Source organism: Streptomyces sp. CB02923, assembly GCF_001905005.1.
Classification (GTDB): domain Bacteria; phylum Actinomycetota; class Actinomycetes; order Streptomycetales; family Streptomycetaceae; genus Streptomyces.
Genome location: NZ_LWKZ01000024.1, coordinates 559728 through 577673 on the forward strand (window position 1 = coordinate 559728; position 17946 = coordinate 577673).

The 17946-nt window shown below is 68.5% G+C and carries 16 protein-coding genes; 13 read left to right on the plus strand and 3 right to left on the minus strand.

The features are described from left to right. The first annotated feature begins 332 nt into the window (after nt 1–332). From A6A06_RS25740 to A6A06_RS25785, 10 genes are all read left to right on the plus strand, one after another. Entirely contained in the window at nt 333–1577 is a 1245-nt protein-coding gene (locus A6A06_RS25740) for an FAD-dependent oxidoreductase (protein ID WP_073763745.1), read from the plus strand. A gap of 88 nt (nt 1578–1665) precedes the next feature. Beyond that, nucleotides 1666–2004 (plus strand): cupin domain-containing protein, encoded by a 339-nt coding sequence (locus A6A06_RS25745; protein WP_073763747.1) that lies wholly within the window; start codon nt 1666–1668, stop codon nt 2002–2004. 14 nt (nt 2005–2018) lie between these two features. Next, complete coding sequence (locus A6A06_RS25750; RefSeq protein ID WP_073763749.1) at nt 2019–3638, plus strand: class I tRNA ligase family protein; 1620 nt, start codon at nt 2019–2021, stop codon at nt 3636–3638. A gap of 75 nt (nt 3639–3713) precedes the next feature. Next, on the plus strand, nt 3714–4091 hold the full coding sequence (gene panD, locus A6A06_RS25755; protein WP_073763751.1) for an aspartate 1-decarboxylase: 378 nt from the start codon (nt 3714–3716) through the stop codon (nt 4089–4091). 205 nt (nt 4092–4296) lie between these two features. Next, nucleotides 4297–5628: a SidA/IucD/PvdA family monooxygenase gene (locus A6A06_RS25760; RefSeq protein ID WP_073764611.1), complete on the plus strand. Its 1332-nt coding sequence runs from the start codon at nt 4297–4299 to the stop codon at nt 5626–5628. Beyond that, nucleotides 5625–6707 carry an NAD(P)/FAD-dependent oxidoreductase gene (locus A6A06_RS25765; RefSeq protein ID WP_073763753.1) on the plus strand — a complete coding sequence of 361 codons (1083 nt, stop codon included), beginning with the start codon at nt 5625–5627 and terminating at the stop codon, nt 6705–6707. The genes A6A06_RS25760 and A6A06_RS25765 overlap by 4 nt, the downstream gene beginning before the upstream one ends. After that, nucleotides 6704–8038, plus strand: a complete 1335-nt coding sequence (locus A6A06_RS25770; protein ID WP_073763755.1) for a hypothetical protein — start codon at nt 6704–6706, stop codon at nt 8036–8038. The genes A6A06_RS25765 and A6A06_RS25770 overlap by 4 nt, the downstream gene beginning before the upstream one ends. A 3-nt stretch (nt 8039–8041) precedes the next feature. Beyond that, complete coding sequence (locus tag A6A06_RS25775) at nt 8042–8977, plus strand: VOC family protein (RefSeq protein WP_073763757.1); 936 nt, start codon at nt 8042–8044, stop codon at nt 8975–8977. Further along, a complete protein-coding gene (gene fdxA / locus A6A06_RS25780; RefSeq protein ID WP_073763759.1) occupies nt 8962–9282 on the plus strand; it encodes a ferredoxin in 321 nt (106 codons plus the stop codon). Before A6A06_RS25775 ends, fdxA begins: the two co-directional genes overlap by 16 nt. A gap of 10 nt (nt 9283–9292) precedes the next feature. Further along, a complete protein-coding gene (locus tag A6A06_RS25785; RefSeq protein WP_199931144.1) occupies nt 9293–10021 on the plus strand; it encodes an ACT domain-containing protein in 729 nt (242 codons plus the stop codon). A gap of 147 nt (nt 10022–10168) precedes the next feature. Here A6A06_RS25785 and A6A06_RS25790 read toward each other — a convergent pair whose 3' ends face one another. Then, a complete protein-coding gene (locus tag A6A06_RS25790; protein ID WP_199931145.1) occupies nt 10169–11116 on the minus strand; it encodes a LysR family transcriptional regulator in 948 nt (315 codons plus the stop codon). Nucleotides 11117–11237: 121 nt separating this feature from the next. Here A6A06_RS25790 and A6A06_RS25795 point away from each other — a divergent pair, with 121 nt between their 5' ends. Continuing rightward, nucleotides 11238–12476 carry a cytochrome P450 gene (locus A6A06_RS25795; RefSeq protein WP_073763765.1) on the plus strand — a complete coding sequence of 413 codons (1239 nt, stop codon included), beginning with the start codon at nt 11238–11240 and terminating at the stop codon, nt 12474–12476. A 104-nt stretch (nt 12477–12580) separates the two neighbouring features. Here the strand turns inward: A6A06_RS25795 and A6A06_RS25800 are convergent, their stop codons facing one another. Then, nucleotides 12581–13156 (minus strand): acyl-CoA thioesterase domain-containing protein, encoded by a 576-nt coding sequence (locus A6A06_RS25800; RefSeq protein ID WP_079194337.1) that lies wholly within the window; start codon nt 13154–13156, stop codon nt 12581–12583. 80 nt (nt 13157–13236) lie between these two features. Next, nucleotides 13237–14220 (minus strand): GlxA family transcriptional regulator, encoded by a 984-nt coding sequence (locus A6A06_RS25805; RefSeq protein WP_073763767.1) that lies wholly within the window; start codon nt 14218–14220, stop codon nt 13237–13239. 475 nt (nt 14221–14695) lie between these two features. Here A6A06_RS25805 and A6A06_RS25810 point away from each other — a divergent pair, with 475 nt between their 5' ends. Together A6A06_RS25810 and asnB are read left to right on the plus strand one after the other, a co-directional pair. Next, complete coding sequence (locus A6A06_RS25810; RefSeq protein ID WP_242440937.1) at nt 14696–15832, plus strand: MFS transporter; 1137 nt, start codon at nt 14696–14698, stop codon at nt 15830–15832. A gap of 125 nt (nt 15833–15957) precedes the next feature. Further along, nucleotides 15958–17808, plus strand: coding sequence for an asparagine synthase (glutamine-hydrolyzing) (gene asnB / locus A6A06_RS25815; RefSeq protein WP_073763771.1), 1851 nt, complete (start codon nt 15958–15960; stop codon nt 17806–17808). Nucleotides 17809–17946 lie beyond the last annotated feature (138 nt).

Below are 17946 nucleotides of genomic sequence, written 5' to 3' on the forward strand. Positions count from 1 at the left end.
GTATCGGCGTAGGGCATTCGGCGAGTACACGCGCCGGACGCCCTCTTCCGCTTCCCCTTTCCGTCACGATCGCCCGTCTGCGACTTGTACAAGTACACCTTGCTTTCTCGGTCACGCGCCCCCTGCCCTACTCGGATACCCCTTCGAGCGGCCACCTTCCCGGCATTCACGGCATGACCCAAAGTGAACGACGGATGTCACGTCCTCACCTCGACCTACCTCATCACGGTGGTGAGAATTTCATTAGTCGCAAGCTCGGCACAGCGAGCCCGGTTGAAGAGCCCACAAGCCCTGTCCCGGCGTGCCCACATCAAGGTTTCCAGGAGGATTCCATGGTGCAAGCTGAACACTTCGAAGCGGTCATCGTCGGTGGCGGAATCGCCGGATCCGCACTGGCCGCAGCCCTCGCCGGAGATGGTCATGAGGTGTTGCTCCTGGAGCGGCAGACAGTTTACCGGGACAAAGTCAGAGGCGAAGTCATCAACTGCTGGGGCGTGGCGGAACTCATCGAGCTGGGACTGGAGGAATGCATCCTCAAGGCCGGTGGCACCTATGTCGACAGGTTCGTCGGTTTCGACGAGACGGTCGACCCGGAAACGGCCAGGGCAAATGCCCTGCACCTGGACGAGCTGCTTCCGGACATTCACGGGGTGATCGATGTCGGACATCCCGCTGCGTGCGAGGCCCTGGCCAACGCAGCCGAGGAAGCAGGCGCCACCGTTGTGCGGGGTGTGGGCGACGTTCTGGTGAGCGGTGGCACGCATCCCCATGTGCGCTATGAGCACAACGATCTCGAATACGAGGTCGCCTGCCGGCTCGTGGTGGGCGCCGACGGACGGATGTCGACCGTACGCCGCCAGCTGGACATCGGCCTCACGCAGACCCCGCCCAACTCCCTGGGCGGCGGCATGCTCGTGGAGAACCTGGATGACTGGCCCGTGAACGTCACTTCGGTCGGCACCGAAGGAGACCTGCTCTATTTCGTATTCCCGCGCGAGAACGGTCGGGCACGGCTGTACCTGCTGCACGATGTCGCCCAGAAAGGCCGTTTCACCGGGCCGGATCGCCATACCGATTTCCTGCGGGCATTCCAATTGCGGTGCATCCCGGGCAGTGACATGTTCGCCCGAGCCACACCGTCCGCCGTGTGCGCCTTCTACCCGATGAACGACGCATGGACCGACACGCCCGTCGTTCCCGGAGCGGCGCTGGTCGGGGACGCGGCCGGGTGGACCGACCCGGTGATCGGGCAGGGCCTGTCCATCGCGCTGCGGGACGCGCGGATGGTACGTGACGCGCTCCGCTCGTCCAGCAGCTGGGCGGTGGAGGACTTCCAACCGTACGTGGAAGAGCGCGAGTTGCGCATGCACCGACTGCGGATCTCCGCTTCGGTGCGCACCACGATGAACATGACCTTCACCCCCGAAGGCATGGCCCGGCGCAAGGCTTACGCCGAAGCCTGGCCCACCGACCCGGCGTTGGCCGGGTCGCGGCTCGCCACCTTCAAGGGGCCTTTCCATGTACCCGCCGAATCCTTCGATCCCGAGGTCATCGAGCGGCTCTTCGCCCTCGGATGACCACGGCGCCCCGGTTCGGCGCCACCTCGGACCAAGCCAGCACCCGGCCTCCGGAGCGGGGCGGGCAACCAAGAAGAGAGGAATCCGTATGCATGTCAAGACCACGGCCGGTGACGAACTGATCCGCAAGAACGGCTGCGACATCCGCCAGCTCTATCCCTGGGACGGGGTCGTCACCCCGCCGTGGAACAGCACCCTGTGCTCCATCCGGCCCGAAGAGTCCAGCACGCCGCACGGACACGACACCGACGAGACCTTCATCTTCATCACCGGGCAGGGGCAGGCACGGGTAGGCGACGAGGAACGCGCCGTCACCCCGGGGGACGTCATCTACATTCCCCACGGCACCAGGCACATCGTCACCAACACCAGCGCCGACGAGCCGCTGACCTTCGTCAGCATCTACTGGCTCCAGCCGGCCCGGTGAGGGGAGACGCTGCGATGACCGACGCTCCGCGCGGTGCCGACGACGGACGGCGCCGCATCAACGTCACCTTCTCCCCGCCCACCCCCAACGGCGACCTCCACCTCGGCCATCTGTCGGGACCGGTGCTGGCCAGCGACATCTGCGCCAGGGCCCAGAAGATCCACGGGCACGACGTGGCCTTCGGCACCAGTACCGACGACAACCAGACCTATGTCGTCACCACGGCCGAAAAGCTCGCGACCGAGCCCGAATCGCTCATCCGGCATGCCTTCGACAGCGTGACCAAGACGCTGGATCTGGCGGGCATACAGGTCGACCTCTTCGAACGCCCCGACTCCGACTACACCGCGTTCGTCCGGGAGTTCTTCACCCACCTGTGGCGGCACGGCACCTTCGACCGCCGAGAGGTGGAACTCCCCTACGACGCCGCATCGGACTCCTACAAGGCCGAAGCGTTCGTCACCGGGCGCTGCCCGACCTGCCTGGCGCATGCCCGCGCCGGCGTCTGCGAGACGTGCGGTCTGTACAACCTCCCGGGCGCCCTGCTGCCCGTGGCCGACTCCGCCTCCGCGCTGCCGAACCGCCCCGTCTCCATCTGGGTTCTGGACCTGGAGCGCTACCGTTCGATGCTCACCAACTGGTACCGGTCCTCGGACGTACGGCTCCGCCCCGACCTGGAGGGCGTGGTCACCCGTACGCTCGCCGGTCCGCTGCCGTACATCCCGGTCACCTACCCGAGTACGTGGGGCATCACCGTCGACTGGGACGGCCCCGACGCTCCCGCCCAGGCCGTCAACGCCTGGCCGGAGATCTATGCCGGCCACGTGTACTGGCTGCGCAAGGCGCGCGAGGGCCGGCGGGCCGGAGCCGACGAGCTGATCCAGTTCATCGGGATCGACAACGGGTTCTACAACGCGTTCATCTACGTGGCGCTCTCGCTGCTCGCTGTGCGGCACGGACTGCCGGTCGAACTGCCCAAGACCCGTACGCTCACCAATCAGTACTACCTGCTGGAGGGCCGCAAGTTCTCCACCAGCAAGGGCGACGTGCGCTGGGCGGGTGACTTCCTGGAGGCCGTCGGTCGCGACCGGGCCCGCTTCGTGCTGTCCCTGACCAGCCCCGAGCTGCAGCAGTCCGAATTCAGCGAGCCGGTGGCCGACGCCACGCTGGCGACCCGGTTCGACGCCCCCCTCGCCACCATCGCCGAGACGTTCGTCACCGCGCTGGCCGGGCGGCGCGCCGACGCCGAACCCTCGCCCTGGTGGCGCACGGCGCTCGCGGCTTCGCGACGGCGTTTCGAGGACGCGTACGCGCTGGAGACCTTCTCCATCCGCAAGGCCGCCGAGGCGCTCGCCCTGCACCTGGAGGTTCTCGCCCTGCGCTGCGCGGACCTCGACGCCGCCGACCCCGGTGACGTCTCCGGCGCCCTGCGGTTCCTGTGGACCCTGCGCACCCTCGCCTGGCCCCTGACCCCGGACCTTGCCGAGCGGGTGTCCAGCGCCTTCGGCGCCCCCTCCACCGTGCAGAACCCGCCCCTGGTGGAGGACCTGGGCCGCCGACCGCCGGGCCCGTTCGCCGGCCTGGCCACCGGCGGTACCTCAGCTCCTGCACAGGGCGGCGTACCCGCCACGTAACGGGCCCGCCGGACGCAGCCCACCCGACCGCCCTCCCGTGCCGACCGGCACACCACACGCCGAAGGAGCCCCATCATGCTGCGCACGTTCATGCACGCGAAGATTCATCGCGCGACCGTCACCGACAGCAATCTCAACTACGTCGGATCGATCACCATCTCACCTGAGCTGCTGGAGGCCGCCGGGCTCGGCGTCCACGAACTGGTGCATGTCGTCAACATCAACAACGGCGCCCGGTTCGAGACCTACACCATCCTGGACGACGCCCCCGAGCCTCCCGCCGGGCAGGTCGTGATCAACGGCGCCGCCGCACGCCTCGTCCAGCCGGGTGACAAGGTCATCATCATCAGCTACGCCCAGCTGAACGACGAGGAGCGGGCCGGCTTCAAGTCCCGTGTCGTACACGTCAACGAAGCCAACGAGATCACCGATACGGCCCTGCTCAGCTCCTGACGCCCGCCGGCCTCCCCCACACCGGGAGCGGGCGCGACCCCACATCGGCGGCAGGGCGCCCGGGACACCGCGGCGACACCCGCCAAGGCCGGCCCTCCGTGGTGCGACAGGCGAAACGCCGAGTGCCCCGGTGCCCTGCCGCCGGCCCCCGCCGGCTCCTCCTGCGTTCCTGCACTCGCGACAAGTCGAGGATGTGTGAATGGTGATGAACAACCAGGCTTATCCGGTACTGGGCATCGGGTTCGGGCCGGCGAACCTGTCCTTGGCCGTGGCCCTCCAAGAGTTCGGCTCCCTGGACCGCGCCCACTTCATCGAGCGATCACCCGGCTTCCAATGGCAGGACGAGCAGCTGCTCTCGGGCGCGGACATCCAGAACAACCCGTTCCGCGACCTCGTCATGCCCCGCAACCAGGACAGTCCCCACACCTTCGTCAAGTACCTCGCCTCCCGCGGGGCGCTGACCGACTACCTCCACCTGAACGCCAAATTCCCCCTGCGCCGTGAGTACGCCGGATACCTGGCCTGGGTCGCCGACGCCTTTGCGGCTTCGGTGGACTACGGGCAGTCCGCCGCTGAGCTCTCCCTCGTCGACGGCGCGGACGGGGCAGAGCTCTTCTCCGTGGAGACCCGGGAGGGCCGGCGCTATCTCGGTGAGGCCCTCATCGTCGGCACCGGCCGCTCCCCCAGGATTCCGCACCAGTTCCTCGGGAGTACCGGAAAGACCGTCTTCCACTCGACCCGCTACCTCTCCTCCATCAACGCCCTGCGGCACCGGGACATCCGGGTGGCGGTCGTGGGGGCCAGCCAGAGCGCCATCGAGATCGTGCTCGACCTGCTGGAGCGCCCCAACGTACGTCAGGTCATATCGATCCAGCGCGGCATCGGCTTCCGGCTCAAGGACACCAGCCCCTACAGCCGCCAGGTGTTCCTGCCCGATTTCGTCGACTACTTCCACCCGCTTCCCGCGGAGACGAGACGCCGTCTGCGCGCGGAGCTGCACTCGATCAACTACGCCGCCTGCGACCAGGACGTGATCGACCGGCTCGTGGGCACCCAGCGCGAGTACGAACTCACCGGTTCGGCCCGGCTGCGGCTCCAGCCGTTCACGGAGATCACCGGCCTCGACACCGCGCCGCGCGGCGGACCGCACCGCCTGTCCGTGCGCGATGTCAACCACCTCACCCAGGACACGGTCGACGCCGACGTCATCGTCCTGGCCACCGGATTCAAGGACTTCGGCACGGGGCCGGACGACGAGCCCTACCACCCGCTGCTGGAGGGGGTGGCCCACCGCCTCCCCCTGGACGGCGACGGCATCCCCGTCGTCGGGCGCGACTACGCCATCGAACTCAAGGCGTCCACCCCCCGCCCGCTGAAGGTCTACCTCAATGGGCTGTGCGAGGCCAGCCACGGAATGGGCGACGCCGGAGCGCTGGCCATGCTGTCCGTACGGGCCTCCGACATCTCCCGGTCGCTCCTGTCTCTGCGCGACACCCGGGCGTCCCGGCGCCGGCCGGCCGCACAGGCCCTGCGGTGACGACGGCCCGCTCGGCGGATGTCGCAATCGTCGGTGGCGGCATCATCGGCCTGGCCACCGCGGAACGGCTCACCGCCCACGGCGCGTCCGTGGTCCTGATCGACGAAACGGGTGCCACGGGCGGCGCCACCAGCGCCTCCGGCGGGCTGGTCCGCGCCTTCGACCCCACCGGTACGCACACCGCATGGGCCACCGAAGGCTGCGCGCTCTACCAGGCGGGCGGCCCGCGCGGCACGTGGCCCCGGTTGCGCGAACACGGCAGCCTGACCCTGATCGACCGCGACGACCTTCCCCGCGTCACGGCCGCACTGGACGTGGCGCACGCCGCCGGGCACAAGACAGACGTCCTGACCTCCGCCGAGATCGCCGGGAGGTTCCCGGGCCTCACCGCTCCCGGCCACCTGCTCGGCGTGTTCGAACCCCGGGCCGGATGGCTTCCGGTCCGGGCCGTCGTCGAGGCCCTGCGGCGCGACGCCGGAGACGGGCTGCGCCTGCTCACCGCGCGGGCCACCGGGCTGTTGCACTCCTCCGGACGTATCCGTGGCGTCCGGACCACCAAAGGTGCCGTGAGCACCGGCGCCGTTCTCCTCGCCGCCGGTACGGGCAGCGAGTCCCTGGCTGCGTCGGTGGGCGTACGGCTGGGGCTCAACACCCGGGCAGTCAGCTACTGCCTGTTCCGCTGCGAGGACTTTGCCGGCCCGGCGGAGCTGCCCACCGTCATCGACCGCACCACTGGAGCGTGGATACGCCGGTGGGACACCCACGGCACCGTACTGGCCGGCGTGTCCTCCGACCGAACGGGCGTACCTCCCCTCGTGCGGAAGACGGTCCCGGCCACCGAGGAACATCGCATCCGCGAAGTCGTGCGGCACCGCTGGCCGCGCCTCGCACACACACGCGCCGTGGGCGGCGTCACCGCGTACGACACCCTCGCGTCCGACAGTCCCGGGACGGTCACGGCATGGCCCCGTCCCCGGGGCCTGGTCACCGCCGTCGGTTGGAACGGGGGCGGGTTCAAGCTCGCGCCCGCCGTCGGCCGCCGTGCGGCGGCCGAGCTCCTGGAGGTGCCGGCCCAATGAACGACGCACTTGCCTGGCGCCTCAACCCTACGGACGAGATGCTGCACCGGACCGCGCGGTCACTCGGTTCCTCCCGCATCGTCCAAGTACTGTGGCGCTTCCCGGATCCCGTACCCGACGAGGCGCTACAGGCGGAGTGGCGACGCCTCGACAGAGGGTTGCTCAGCCGCCGCTCAGCCGCCGCGCGCTTCCCCGGAGCCCGTCGCAAGTGGCTCCGGGCCACCAATACGCAGCCGGTGCAGTCGCAACGCGACCCGCTGACCGATGCCACCGCACCGGAATGGATCGACGCCCAGGTCCGGGCGCCCCTGCCCACCGACTCCACGGATCTGTGGCGGCTGGCGAGCGCTCCCTACCAGGGCGGCTGCCTGGTCTCGCTGACCGTGCCGCACTTTCGCAGCGACGGCTTGGGCATTCTCGAAGCCCTTGCTACCGACAGCACCGCCCACCCGCCGCGCGGTCCACGCCACAGCGATGTCACCGACGCGCTGCGGCAAGTGACCCGGGCCGCGGTTCAATCGGCACACCAGTCCCTGCGGCTGGCCCGCGATCCCCGACAGCGCGCACTGCTCAGCGCAGCCATGCGGCCGCGTCCCGCCCCGCCCGCCTGCCCTCCGGCACAGCCCCGCTTCTTCAGTACGGCGATCGTCGAGGTGGACGCCTCCTCATGGGACGAGCAGGCCCGTGCACGCGGCGGCACCACCAACACCCTCTTCCTGGAAGTCGCCGCCAACCTCGTGCGCGCCCGCGTGCCACGCGCCGCACATGGTGACATCGAGGTGGGCATCCCGATGAATCTACGGCGCGGCCCGCGCGACGAGCGCGCCAACGCCCTGGTCGTCGTGCCGCTGAGCGTTCCCGGCGGCCCCGTACAGTACGGGGATCTACGGGCGACCCGGTGGGCGACGAAGGCGCTGCTGCGGTCCTCCGGCACCCGGAGCGCCACGCTCGTACCCGAACCGCTGTGGCACCTGCTGCCCGCTCGCCGTGCCGACGCGCTCAAGACCCCGGGGGCACAGCAGACCGACGTGGTGGCCTCCAACTTCGGGAGCGCTCCCGAAGCCGTGGTCCGCTTCGCCGGCCGCACGGCCGGCTCGGTCGCCCTGCGCACCATGAACGTGCCGGGCCTGGTCCCGGACAGGGCACGGCTGCGGGCCTCGCTGTGCCTGCTCCGCGTGGGTCGTCGCATGGTCGTGACCGTCACCGGCATGCCCCATCAGTTCGGCGACTCCGCCGCCCTGCACCTGCTGGCGGTGGAGGAGCTGGCGGCCTGGGGCCTCAAGGCGCACCCGTGGTGGCCCGTCGCGGCCCACGAGACGAAGAGAGGCTGACCGATGTCCGTGCCCCTGCGGCCCGCCCACCCGGAACGCTGGTTCCGCGCCCGGCCCGACTCGTCCGTGCTGTCACGACCGCGGCTGCTCGCCCGGTGCCTCATCGACGCGGCCGAGCTCGACGATCACATCGGCTCCTACGAGCGGCTGCTCGGCGTACCCGCCGACCTGCGGATGCCCATTCCCGACTTCGGCGGTCTGGAACTGGCCGCGGTGGGAAACCTTCTCCTCATCGCCAGCGCCCGCCCCTTCACCCCGATACAGCGGCAGACGTCACTCTCCCTGATCGTTCCCTCGCTCGACAGGCAGTTGGAGCTGCTGGGCGCTACCGGCACCACTGTTCTCGAACCGCCCGAGCCCATCCTGCCCGGCGCCCGAGCCCGAGTCCGCTTTCCCGACGGCACCGTGGCCGAACTGGTCGAACATCGCCCTTGGCCCGGTGAGAAACCTCGCTCGGCCGACTCCTCCAGCGCCGTCCCCCGCGTCGGGACGCCGACGGGCAGGGTGCGGCTGCTCGTACAACGGACCGTGCACGAGGACGACTTCCTCCGTACCGTCCGGCTCTACGAAGCCCTTCTCCAGGCCACCGCGACCGCCCCTCCCCGGCTGACGGGCGCGCGCACCGCCGCCCTGACGGCGATCGTGGGCAACCTCCTGCTGGTGGGCCTGCCTGCTCTTCCGAGTATCCCGCCGCCTGAGGCGGCGCTGATCGTGCCCGCGACCCGGCGCTCTGGCCTGCCCACTCTCTTCCCTGCTCCGATGGTCCCGGCTTCCACCGACGGCGTCATGCTTCCCGGAGGATTGACGGCCGAAGTCTGGGCCGAGCACGACTCCGCGGCCGGTGCACACCACCGCCAACAGGTTTCCCAGGCCCTCTCCACACTGCTCGCCGGCAACGACACCTGGACGGTGGAGGATCAATCATGGCCTTTGTCATAGCCCAGCCCTGTGTTGATGTGAAGGACAAAGCGTGTATCGAGGAATGTCCGGTCGACTGCATCTACGAAGGTCCGCGCAAGCTGTACATCCACCCCGACGAATGCGTCGACTGCGGAGCTTGTGAACCTGTCTGTCCCGTTGAAGCCGTGTTCTACGAAGACTCCGTGCCGGCCCGATGGGCCGACTACACAACCGCGGAGCGCGAATTCTTCGCAGCGCTCGGTTCGCCCGGCGGGGCCGGGGACCGGCTGGAATCCGATCACCCCTTGGTGGCTGCCGAACCGCTCGCCGAATCGACTCCGTGAGGCGGTCCCGATGACGAAACCTGTCATGCTCGTCGCGGAAAGACTCGCGCCACACCCGATCGAAGCGCTGGGGTCCGGCCTGGAGGTCCGGCACTGTGACGGTACGGACCAGGCTGCTCTGCTCACGGCGGTCGCCGCGGCCGCCGACGCCGTCCGCCGGGCCCTGACAGGTGACCTGGTCCCCGAAGCCGTCAACCTGCCCGGCGATATCACCGAAGAGATTCGCGAGGTGAAAGTCCTCGGATCCGCCGCTCTGCCGGGTGTGTTGGCAAACGCCGTCAAGGGCACGCTCACGCTGGTGAACGCTCCGGTGGCCGCTCGCGGGCGGATTCCCGATACCCGCTTTCTCACCACCTCGGAATGCCCGGCGCACGGCAATGTGAGCACTGTGCGCGGCATGTTCTCCGACGGTCAGGAGATCAGTGTGACCGGTACGCCGACCGGGCCCGGGAACACCCGGAAACTTGTCGGCACCGGCGGCTACGACGTCGACCTGGACATCACCGATCGGATGCTCTTCCTCAATTACAAGGACACGCCCGGGATGATCGGGGCCTCCGGCCGCATTCTTGGGGAGGCGGACATCAACATCGCGGCCATGCACGTCGCGCGGGATGCCGAGGGCGGCGAGGCCATGGTCGCCATGCCGGTCGATGTTGTCGTCCCGCCGCCCGTCCTCGCGGCGATCACCGAGGCGCTCGGTACGGGCTCCGCCCACTTCGCCGATCTCACCGCCTGAGCCGCAGTTCGACATCACCATCGATCCTGTCCCGCTCACGCAGAGCGGAAAAGGTGGCCGGCCTTGCAGCCGGCCACCTTTCCGCGTGAGCGGCGATCTGCGGCTGTTCGGCGTCGCGGGTGAAAGCAGCGGATGCCAGCGTCGGCACTACGACGATACGGCAGCCGGGAAACCGGGGTTCATCGGCCCGTACCGCCTCGCGCCCTGCTCCGCCGCAGGGTGGTGTTCCATCTGCGCGTGACAGAAAGCCGCGAACGCCGCGGCCCGGCGCGTGGGTCGGCTGCTCGAAGGCCGCGCCAGACCGACGGATAGACGGTCGACATCGCCGGCGATGCGCCGCACCTGGAGGCGGCGTCCTTCGTAACTGACATCCTGGGCAGGACGCTGGAGCAGCAGGGAGTACCCCGCGCCGCGGGCGACCAGGCTGCGCACCAGCTCGAAGCTTTCGGTGCGATACCTGATCTTGGGGATGACGCCCGCGCATCTGAGGATGTCGGTGAAATAACGCAGGCTGGGCGGCACGTCCAGCATGATCATGTCGTGCCCGTCGAGATCCGGCAACCGGATCTCCGCCGTCTCGGCCAAGGGATGCCCCGGTGGCAGCAAAACGTACGGCTCGACGGTCCGCAGCTCCTCGAAGTCGATTCCGGACTGCACATCGAAGCCGTAGAGCATGGCCACCTCGCACTTTCCCTCGCGCAGCAGGTCCTGCAACTCGTTCAGGGACCCCTCGACGAAATCCAGCGTGACCTTGGGGTGGGCGGTCCGGAACTCTTCCAGCAACCGCGGCAGCAGAAATGGCGCCAGCGTGGTGAAGCACCCTATCACCAGCCGGCCGGCCAGTGTCTGCCCTACTTCCCGCATTCCCACCTGGATCTCTTCGCTGCGCGTCAGCAGGGCCCGGGCCTCCGGCAGGAAGCGGTGCCCGGCGGTGGTGAGGGTCAGGCCCTTGGCTTTCGCGCGAATCAGCAGCTGCACCCCCAACTGGTGCTCCAGCTCACCGATTCCCGCGGAAACCGCGGACTGCGAGACGTACAACCGCTGCGCCGCCCCGGTCATCGTGCCGGTTTCGGCGGCGGTCACGAAGTAGTCCAACTGGCGCAAGTTTATTCGCTCAGCCATGAGAAAAACCAGGATTGCTGTCCACATTATTCACCTTTTCAAGAGAGCCAGAAACAGGTGACACTGGATGCCACCGAACCCAGGAGGGTCCGTTATGACCAACGCGATGGCGTGCCCGGTGAACCACGGTTTCAATCCATTGGGCGATGACTACGTCGCCGATCCGTATCCGATCCTGTCCGGCGTACGGGACGAGACGCCGGCGTTCTACGCGCAGTCGATCGACATGTGGGTGATAACCCGGTTCGACGACATCCAGGCTGCCTTGATGGATCCGGCGACGTTCTCGGCAGCGGTCGGCCAGCGGCCGGTCTTCCCGCTGACCGAAGAGGCGCAGTCGATCATCAAAGCGGGGTTCCGCGCCTATCCGGTGATGTCGGACTGCGACCCTCCCCGCCACACCCGGATACGCCGTCACAACCAGAAGGGCTTCTCCGCGCGGCGGATCTCGGTTCTGGAGCCGAAGGTCTGGGCCAAGGCCACGGAACTGGTCGACGCGATCGAGCCCGGTGTGGTCGACCTGGTCTCGGCGCTGACCTACCCGCTCCCCGCCTACATGATCTTCACGTTCATCGGGTTCCCGGACGAGGACATGGACATGCTGAAGTCCTGGTGCGGCAACCGCATCGCCTTCAGCTGGGGCCGGCCGTCCGCGGACGAGCAGCAAGTCATCGCGAACAACATGGTCAACTACTGGCGCTACTGCGAGGAGTTCGTCGCCAAGCGACTGGCCGAGCCGGTCGACGACTTCACCAGCGACCTGATCCGGATCCACCAGGCCGATCCCGAGAGCCTGTCGGTGCCGGACATCACGAACGTAGCGTACGGTCTGAGCTTCGCCGGCCACGAAACCACCACGAGCTTCACCGGCAACGCGGTCCGTCGGCTGCTCGCCAATCGTGAGCAGTGGGACGACTTGTGTGCCGACCGCTCGCTCATCCCCCAGGCCGTTGAGGAAGTGCTGCGCTACGACAGCAGCATCCCCGCCTGGCGGCGCATCACCACCAAGGCGGTCACCGTGGGCGGTGTCGACATCCCCGCGAACGCCAAGATCCTGCTGCTGCTCGGTGCCGCGAACCGGGACCCCAAGCACTTCGAGGCGGCGGAGACGTTCGACATCCACCGTACGGACGTCCGCAAGCACCTCGCCTTCGGGCAGGGCATCCACTACTGCATCGGCGCCGCACTCGCTCGCATGGAAGCGCGGGTCGCGCTCGATCTCTTCGCGCAGCGAGCGCCCGGGATGCGTATGGTCGAGGAGCAGGACTTCGACTTCCCGGCCAACATCTCCTTCCGCGGGCCTCGCAAGCTGCTGGTCCACTGGCCGGAGTGACCGGCCCCACCCGGCCGCGGCCGTACCGCCGCTCCTGGGTGGCCATGCCCCACCGGCCCTCCTGCCCGTCGCACGGCGGGAGGGCCGGCCTCGTCCGCCCACGGTCACCGTTCGTCGACCAACAGCGGTATGCGCTGGCGCGCCCATACGGTGCCGGGCCCCATCGCATCGAACCCCCCGCCGGGCTCGAACCTCCACTCCATGGCCGTGAGGTAGCCGTCCGTGTGCGCACGGGCCATGGTGGGCGGAGGCTGCGCACCGGGCAGTGGCGGGGCCTTCGGCTCGGGCCGCAAGGGCGGGACGTCCGGCGGGCTGACGACCAGTCGCCAGGCCCGGGCCGGCAACACGGTGTTCCCCCCGGAACTGACTTCACCCTCCAGCAGTTCGGCACGCCGACCGGAACGCACGGTCCGCACCGCCACCTGGAGATCCGCCATCGGCACCGGCCGCGGCAGTTCCACCGTGGCGCGCGCGATCCGCAAGCCCTCCCTCGGGTCGTGCTGCTCCAGCGCCCGCCCGAGCAGAGCCGACGGCGGCCCGCCGTGCTGCCACTTGGGGCTCCACGGCCCCGCCGTGGCCGGACTGCTCTCGTACCGTCCGTGGCCCAGATCGCGGTAGAAGGCTTCGGGCAGGGGCGCTGACGCGGACGCGCCCGCTACGGATTCTCCCTCGGTGTTCACTTACGGTTTCTCCTTCCAGGGCCCAACAAGCGGTCACAGCACCTCGGCATCCGGACGCGTGGATACGGGACCCTCCGAATTCACCGCCACGTCAACGACGCCGGCCCTTCTCTCCCCCTGTCGCGGCCGCGGAACCAGCGACGGTAGGAGTCCGGCGGCACTCCCACGATGCGGCTGAAGTGCCTGCGCAGCGTCGCCGCCGTCCCCATACCCGTCTGGGTGGCTATCTGCTCGACGCTCAGGTGCGTCGTTTCGAGCAGGCGCTGGGCGAGCTGGACCCGCTGGGCGAGGAGCCACTGCAACGGAGCCATGCCGGTGCCCGCCCGGAAGTGCCGGGCGAGAGTGCGGCGGCTGACGTTGGCCTGCTGCGCCATGTCCTCCACGGTCACCTGCTGGTCCATTCTCTCGGCGGCCCACGACAGCACGTCGGTGAGCACCCGGTCGTCGGGACCGGGCTCGGGCGAGGCGGCGGCCGGTACCTGCTCGTCGGCCGCTTGGAACGGCATGACCAAGTGGTGGGCCAGGGCCTTCGCCACGGCGGCGCCGTGGTCGCACCGCACCAGGTGGACGAACAGATCGAGGGTGGCGGCCCCGCCGGCCGAGGTGAGGACGCCGCCCTCGTCGACGTACGGGGTGTCGAGGTCGACGTGCACACGCGGATACCGGGCGGCCAGGAGATCGGCATGCGCCCAGTGGGTGGTGACCCGTCGCCCGTCCAGCAAACCCGCGGCGGCGAGCACGAAAGCCCCGGTGTCGGCGGAGACGATACGGGCGCCGGCGGTGTGCGCGTCGCGCAGGGCGTTGACCAGATCGGCGGGCGGTTCCCGTGTCACGTCCGGCCAGCCAGGAACGATGACCGTGTGCGCGTCGACCAGTTGCTCAGGGCCGCACAGTCGGTCGATACGGCAGGCGTCACAACTTCGCACGGTCTCCGAGACGCAGGCGACGAGTTCGTACCAGGGATCGGCCAGATAAGTTCGAGCCACGCCGAAAATCTCGCGTGCAGCCGCGATCTCAAGGCTTGAGATTCCCGCACTGAAAACTAAGGCCATAGGTATCGGCATGGCTCATACCGTCGCTTCCGCACCACGGCAGGTCAACGCGTTTTTGCCCAAGTCGCGATCGAATTTTACAGCGAATGGCAGAGGTGCGGAGATTTCACCGGCAGCGCCGCGATAACGGCGTGCGACGCAAACTCCGAGGCAGTGCGGACGCGTTGGGCAACCTGGACAAGTAGGCCAAGGGTTCCCCACGCCGATGGTGCGGACAGCACTCGTCGGCCGAGCCAGAATATGCCTCCCACCAGCAACGATGACGTGGTCCGGTCGACCGGACCGCGGCCCGCGGCCATCCGTCGCGAGGATACTGTCGGAAAGCTGCCAGCCTCTGTTTTGGAGACGTGCTGAACTGATCGAGAAATGGAAGGCCCTTCACAGGATGGAATTCATGGCCTCAACAACCGCCGCTACCGCGCACCCTGACGGAACTGACACGCCGCCCCGATCACCATTGATCGGGTGGCTGGCCGTGGTATCGGTAATGCTGGGTATATTCTCGATCGTCACGACCGAGATCCTGCCGATCGGCCTGCTCACTTCGATCGGTTCCAGCTTCACCATCTCGGACGGGATGGCGGGGCTGATGATGACCATGCCTGGATTCCTCGCGGCGATCTCAGCGCCGTTGGTCACGGTGGCGACCGCACGCATCGACCGCCGGCTGATGCTGTGCGTCTTCATGCTGCTGCTGGCCCTCGCGAACTTCCTGGCCGCCGTGGCACCGGACTACTGGATGGTCCTGGTCTCGCGCGTCATGGTGGGGATCACCATCGGCGGCTTCTGGTCGATCGGGGCCGGACTGGCCGACCGTCTGGTCCCCGCGGAGCAGGTCGGCCGCGCCGTATCGGTGATCTTCTCCGCGGTCCCGCTGGGGTCCGTTCTCGGCGTTCCGGTCGGCACCTTCATCGGCGATGTGGCGGGCTGGCGTACGGCCTTCGTCGTCATGGGGGTCCTGACCGTGGGTGTGCTGATCATGCTCCTGCTGGTCATGCCGCCGCTGCCGCCCTCCCGGACCACCCGCCTGAGCGTGCTGCGCGGCATGCTGCGCAGCGTGAACACGCGCTTCGCGCTGCTGCTGACCTTCCTCATCGTCCTGGCCCACTTCGGCACCTACACCTATGTGACCCCGTTCCTCGAACAGGTCACGCACGCGGGTTCCGGGCTGGTCACCACCTTCCTGCTGATCTACGGAGTCGCGGGAATCGCCGGCAACTTCCTGGGGGGCGCGGTGGTCACCCGGTATCCCCGCGCCGGCTTCGGCATCGCCGCCGCCCTGCTCGCGGCTGCGACGCTGCTGCTGCCAGTGCTGGGCGGCTGGAAGATCGGCGCGGTGGCCATGCTGATCGTGTGGGGCGTCGCCTACGGAGCTGTTCCCGTCTCGTCCCAGACCTGGTTCACGAAGGCGTCCCCCGACATGCCCGAGGCAGCCTCGGTGCTGTTCACCGCTTCCTTCCAGGCGACCATCTCACTCGGCGCGCTGGTAGGCGGGGCCATCTTGGACCACACCTCGCCGTCCGTCGTCATGACCCTCGGCGGCATCACCGCCGCCCTCATGGTCCTTGCCGCCTGGTCCCACTTCGCCCGGCGCCTCACCTGGTCGGAGAACGCCCGGTCTTGAGGCAACGCACCGGCCATTTCCCAGACCTCGGCTGCCGGGTCCCGTCCCGTACGGGGTCCCGGCACCCTCGGTCCGGCCGGCGGGCAGCATCCCGAATACTCATACCCCGGAAAGGGCGTTCGTCCATGTGTGGAATTGCTGGTTGGGTGGATTTCGAGCGTGACCTGACGCGCGAGCGCGCCACGGTGGACGCCATGACGCGGACCATGACCTGCCGCGGACCGGACGCCGATGGGGTCTGGCTCGACCGGCACGCGGCCATAGGCCACCGCAGACTCTCCGTCATAGACCTGGAGGGCGGCCGCCAGCCGATGGTCGCCGAGGAGGACGGCAGGCCGCTGGCCATCCTGACCTTCAGCGGCGAGATCTACAACTACCGGGAACTGCGCTCCGATCTCGTGTCACGAGGGCACCGCTTCCGCACCCAGAGCGACACCGAGGTCGTCCTGCGGGGGTACCTGGAGTGGGGCGAGAGCCTGGTCGACAAGCTGAACGGTATGTTCGCGTTCGCCGTCTGGGACGTCCGCCGTGCGGAACTCCTCCTGATCCGCGACCGCATGGGCGTCAAGCCGCTCTACTACTACCCCACTCCCGACGGAGTGCTCTTCGGTTCCGAACCCAAGGCGATCCTGGCCAACCCTGCCGCTTCCCGCAGGGTGAACGCCGACGGCCTCGGCGAAATACTGGACATGGTCAAGACCCCCGAGCATGCCATCTTCACCGGCATGTCCGAGGTCCGCCCCGGACACCTCATCCGTGTCCGCCGCCAGGGGCTGACCAAGCACCGGTACTGGGCCCTGGAGGCCAAGGAGCACACCGACTCCCTGGACAAGACGATCAGCACCGTGCGGGAGCTGCTGGAGGACATCGTCTCCCGACAGCTCATCTCCGACGTACCGCTGTGCAGTCTCCTGTCCGGCGGCCTGGACTCCTCCGCCGTGACCGCGCTCGCCGCCAGGGCGCTGAAGAACGAGAACGCCGGCCCCGTGCGTTCCTTCTCGGTCGACTTCGTCGGCGCCGCGGAGAACTTCGTGCCGGACCCTTTGCGCAGTACCCCGGACGCTCCTTTCGTCCGCGATCTGGCCGAACTCGTCGCGGCCGACCACAAGGAAATCCTTCTCGACAGTGACGACCTGAGCGATCCGGCGATCCGCGCCGCCGTCCTGGGCGCGACCGATCTGCCGCCCGTGTGGTACGGGGACCTGTGGCCCTCCCTGTACCTGCTCTTCCGTGCGGTGCGCGAGCGGTCCACGGTCGCCCTCTCCGGCGAATCGGCGGACGAACTCTTCGGCGGGTACAGCTGGTTCCATGACCCGGAGGTGCTCACCGCCGAGACCTTCCCCTGGCTCACCAGCACGCCGGGCCCCTTCTACGATGGCACTCCCCTGTTCGACTCGGGCCTGCTGAACCGTCTCGACATTCCCGGGCGCCGGCGTGACAGTTACCACCAGGCGATAGCCGAAGTTCCCGTGCTTCCGGGGGAGGACGGCCTGGAAAAGCGGATGCGGGAACTCGGCTACCTCAATCTCACCCGCTTCGTGAACACCCTCCTCGACCGCAAGGACCGCATGAGCATGGCCGTGGGCCTGGAGGTCCGCGTTCCGTTCTGCGACCACCGGCTCGTCGAGTACGTCTTCAACGCCCCGTGGGCCATGAAGAAGTTCGACGGCCGCGAGAAGAGCCTGCTGCGCGCCGCGACACGTGACATCCTGCCCCGGTCCATCGCGGAGCGCGTCAAGGCCCCTTATCCGAGTACCCAGGACTCCGGTTACGAGAAGAAACTCCGTGACCGGCTGGCGGAAGTCATCGCCGACGACTCGTCCCCCGTCCTCCCGCTGCTGGACCGGGAACGGGTCCAGGAACGCCTGAACCGGCCCGTCAGCTCCGAGAGCACACAGATCACCCGGATCGATCTGGAAGTCCCGCTCTCGCTGAACGCCTGGCTGGAGTCCTACAGCGTCACCGTCGATCTGTGACCGGCCTCGCCGCACGGCCCGTCGTACCCGCAGCGCGTCATACACCTCACCTGCCGGCCATGACCGGAGCCCAGGTCTGAGACCGCCCGGCGGCCCTGCCATTCCCCCGTACAGCAGGGCCGTCGGGCACCTTCGAAC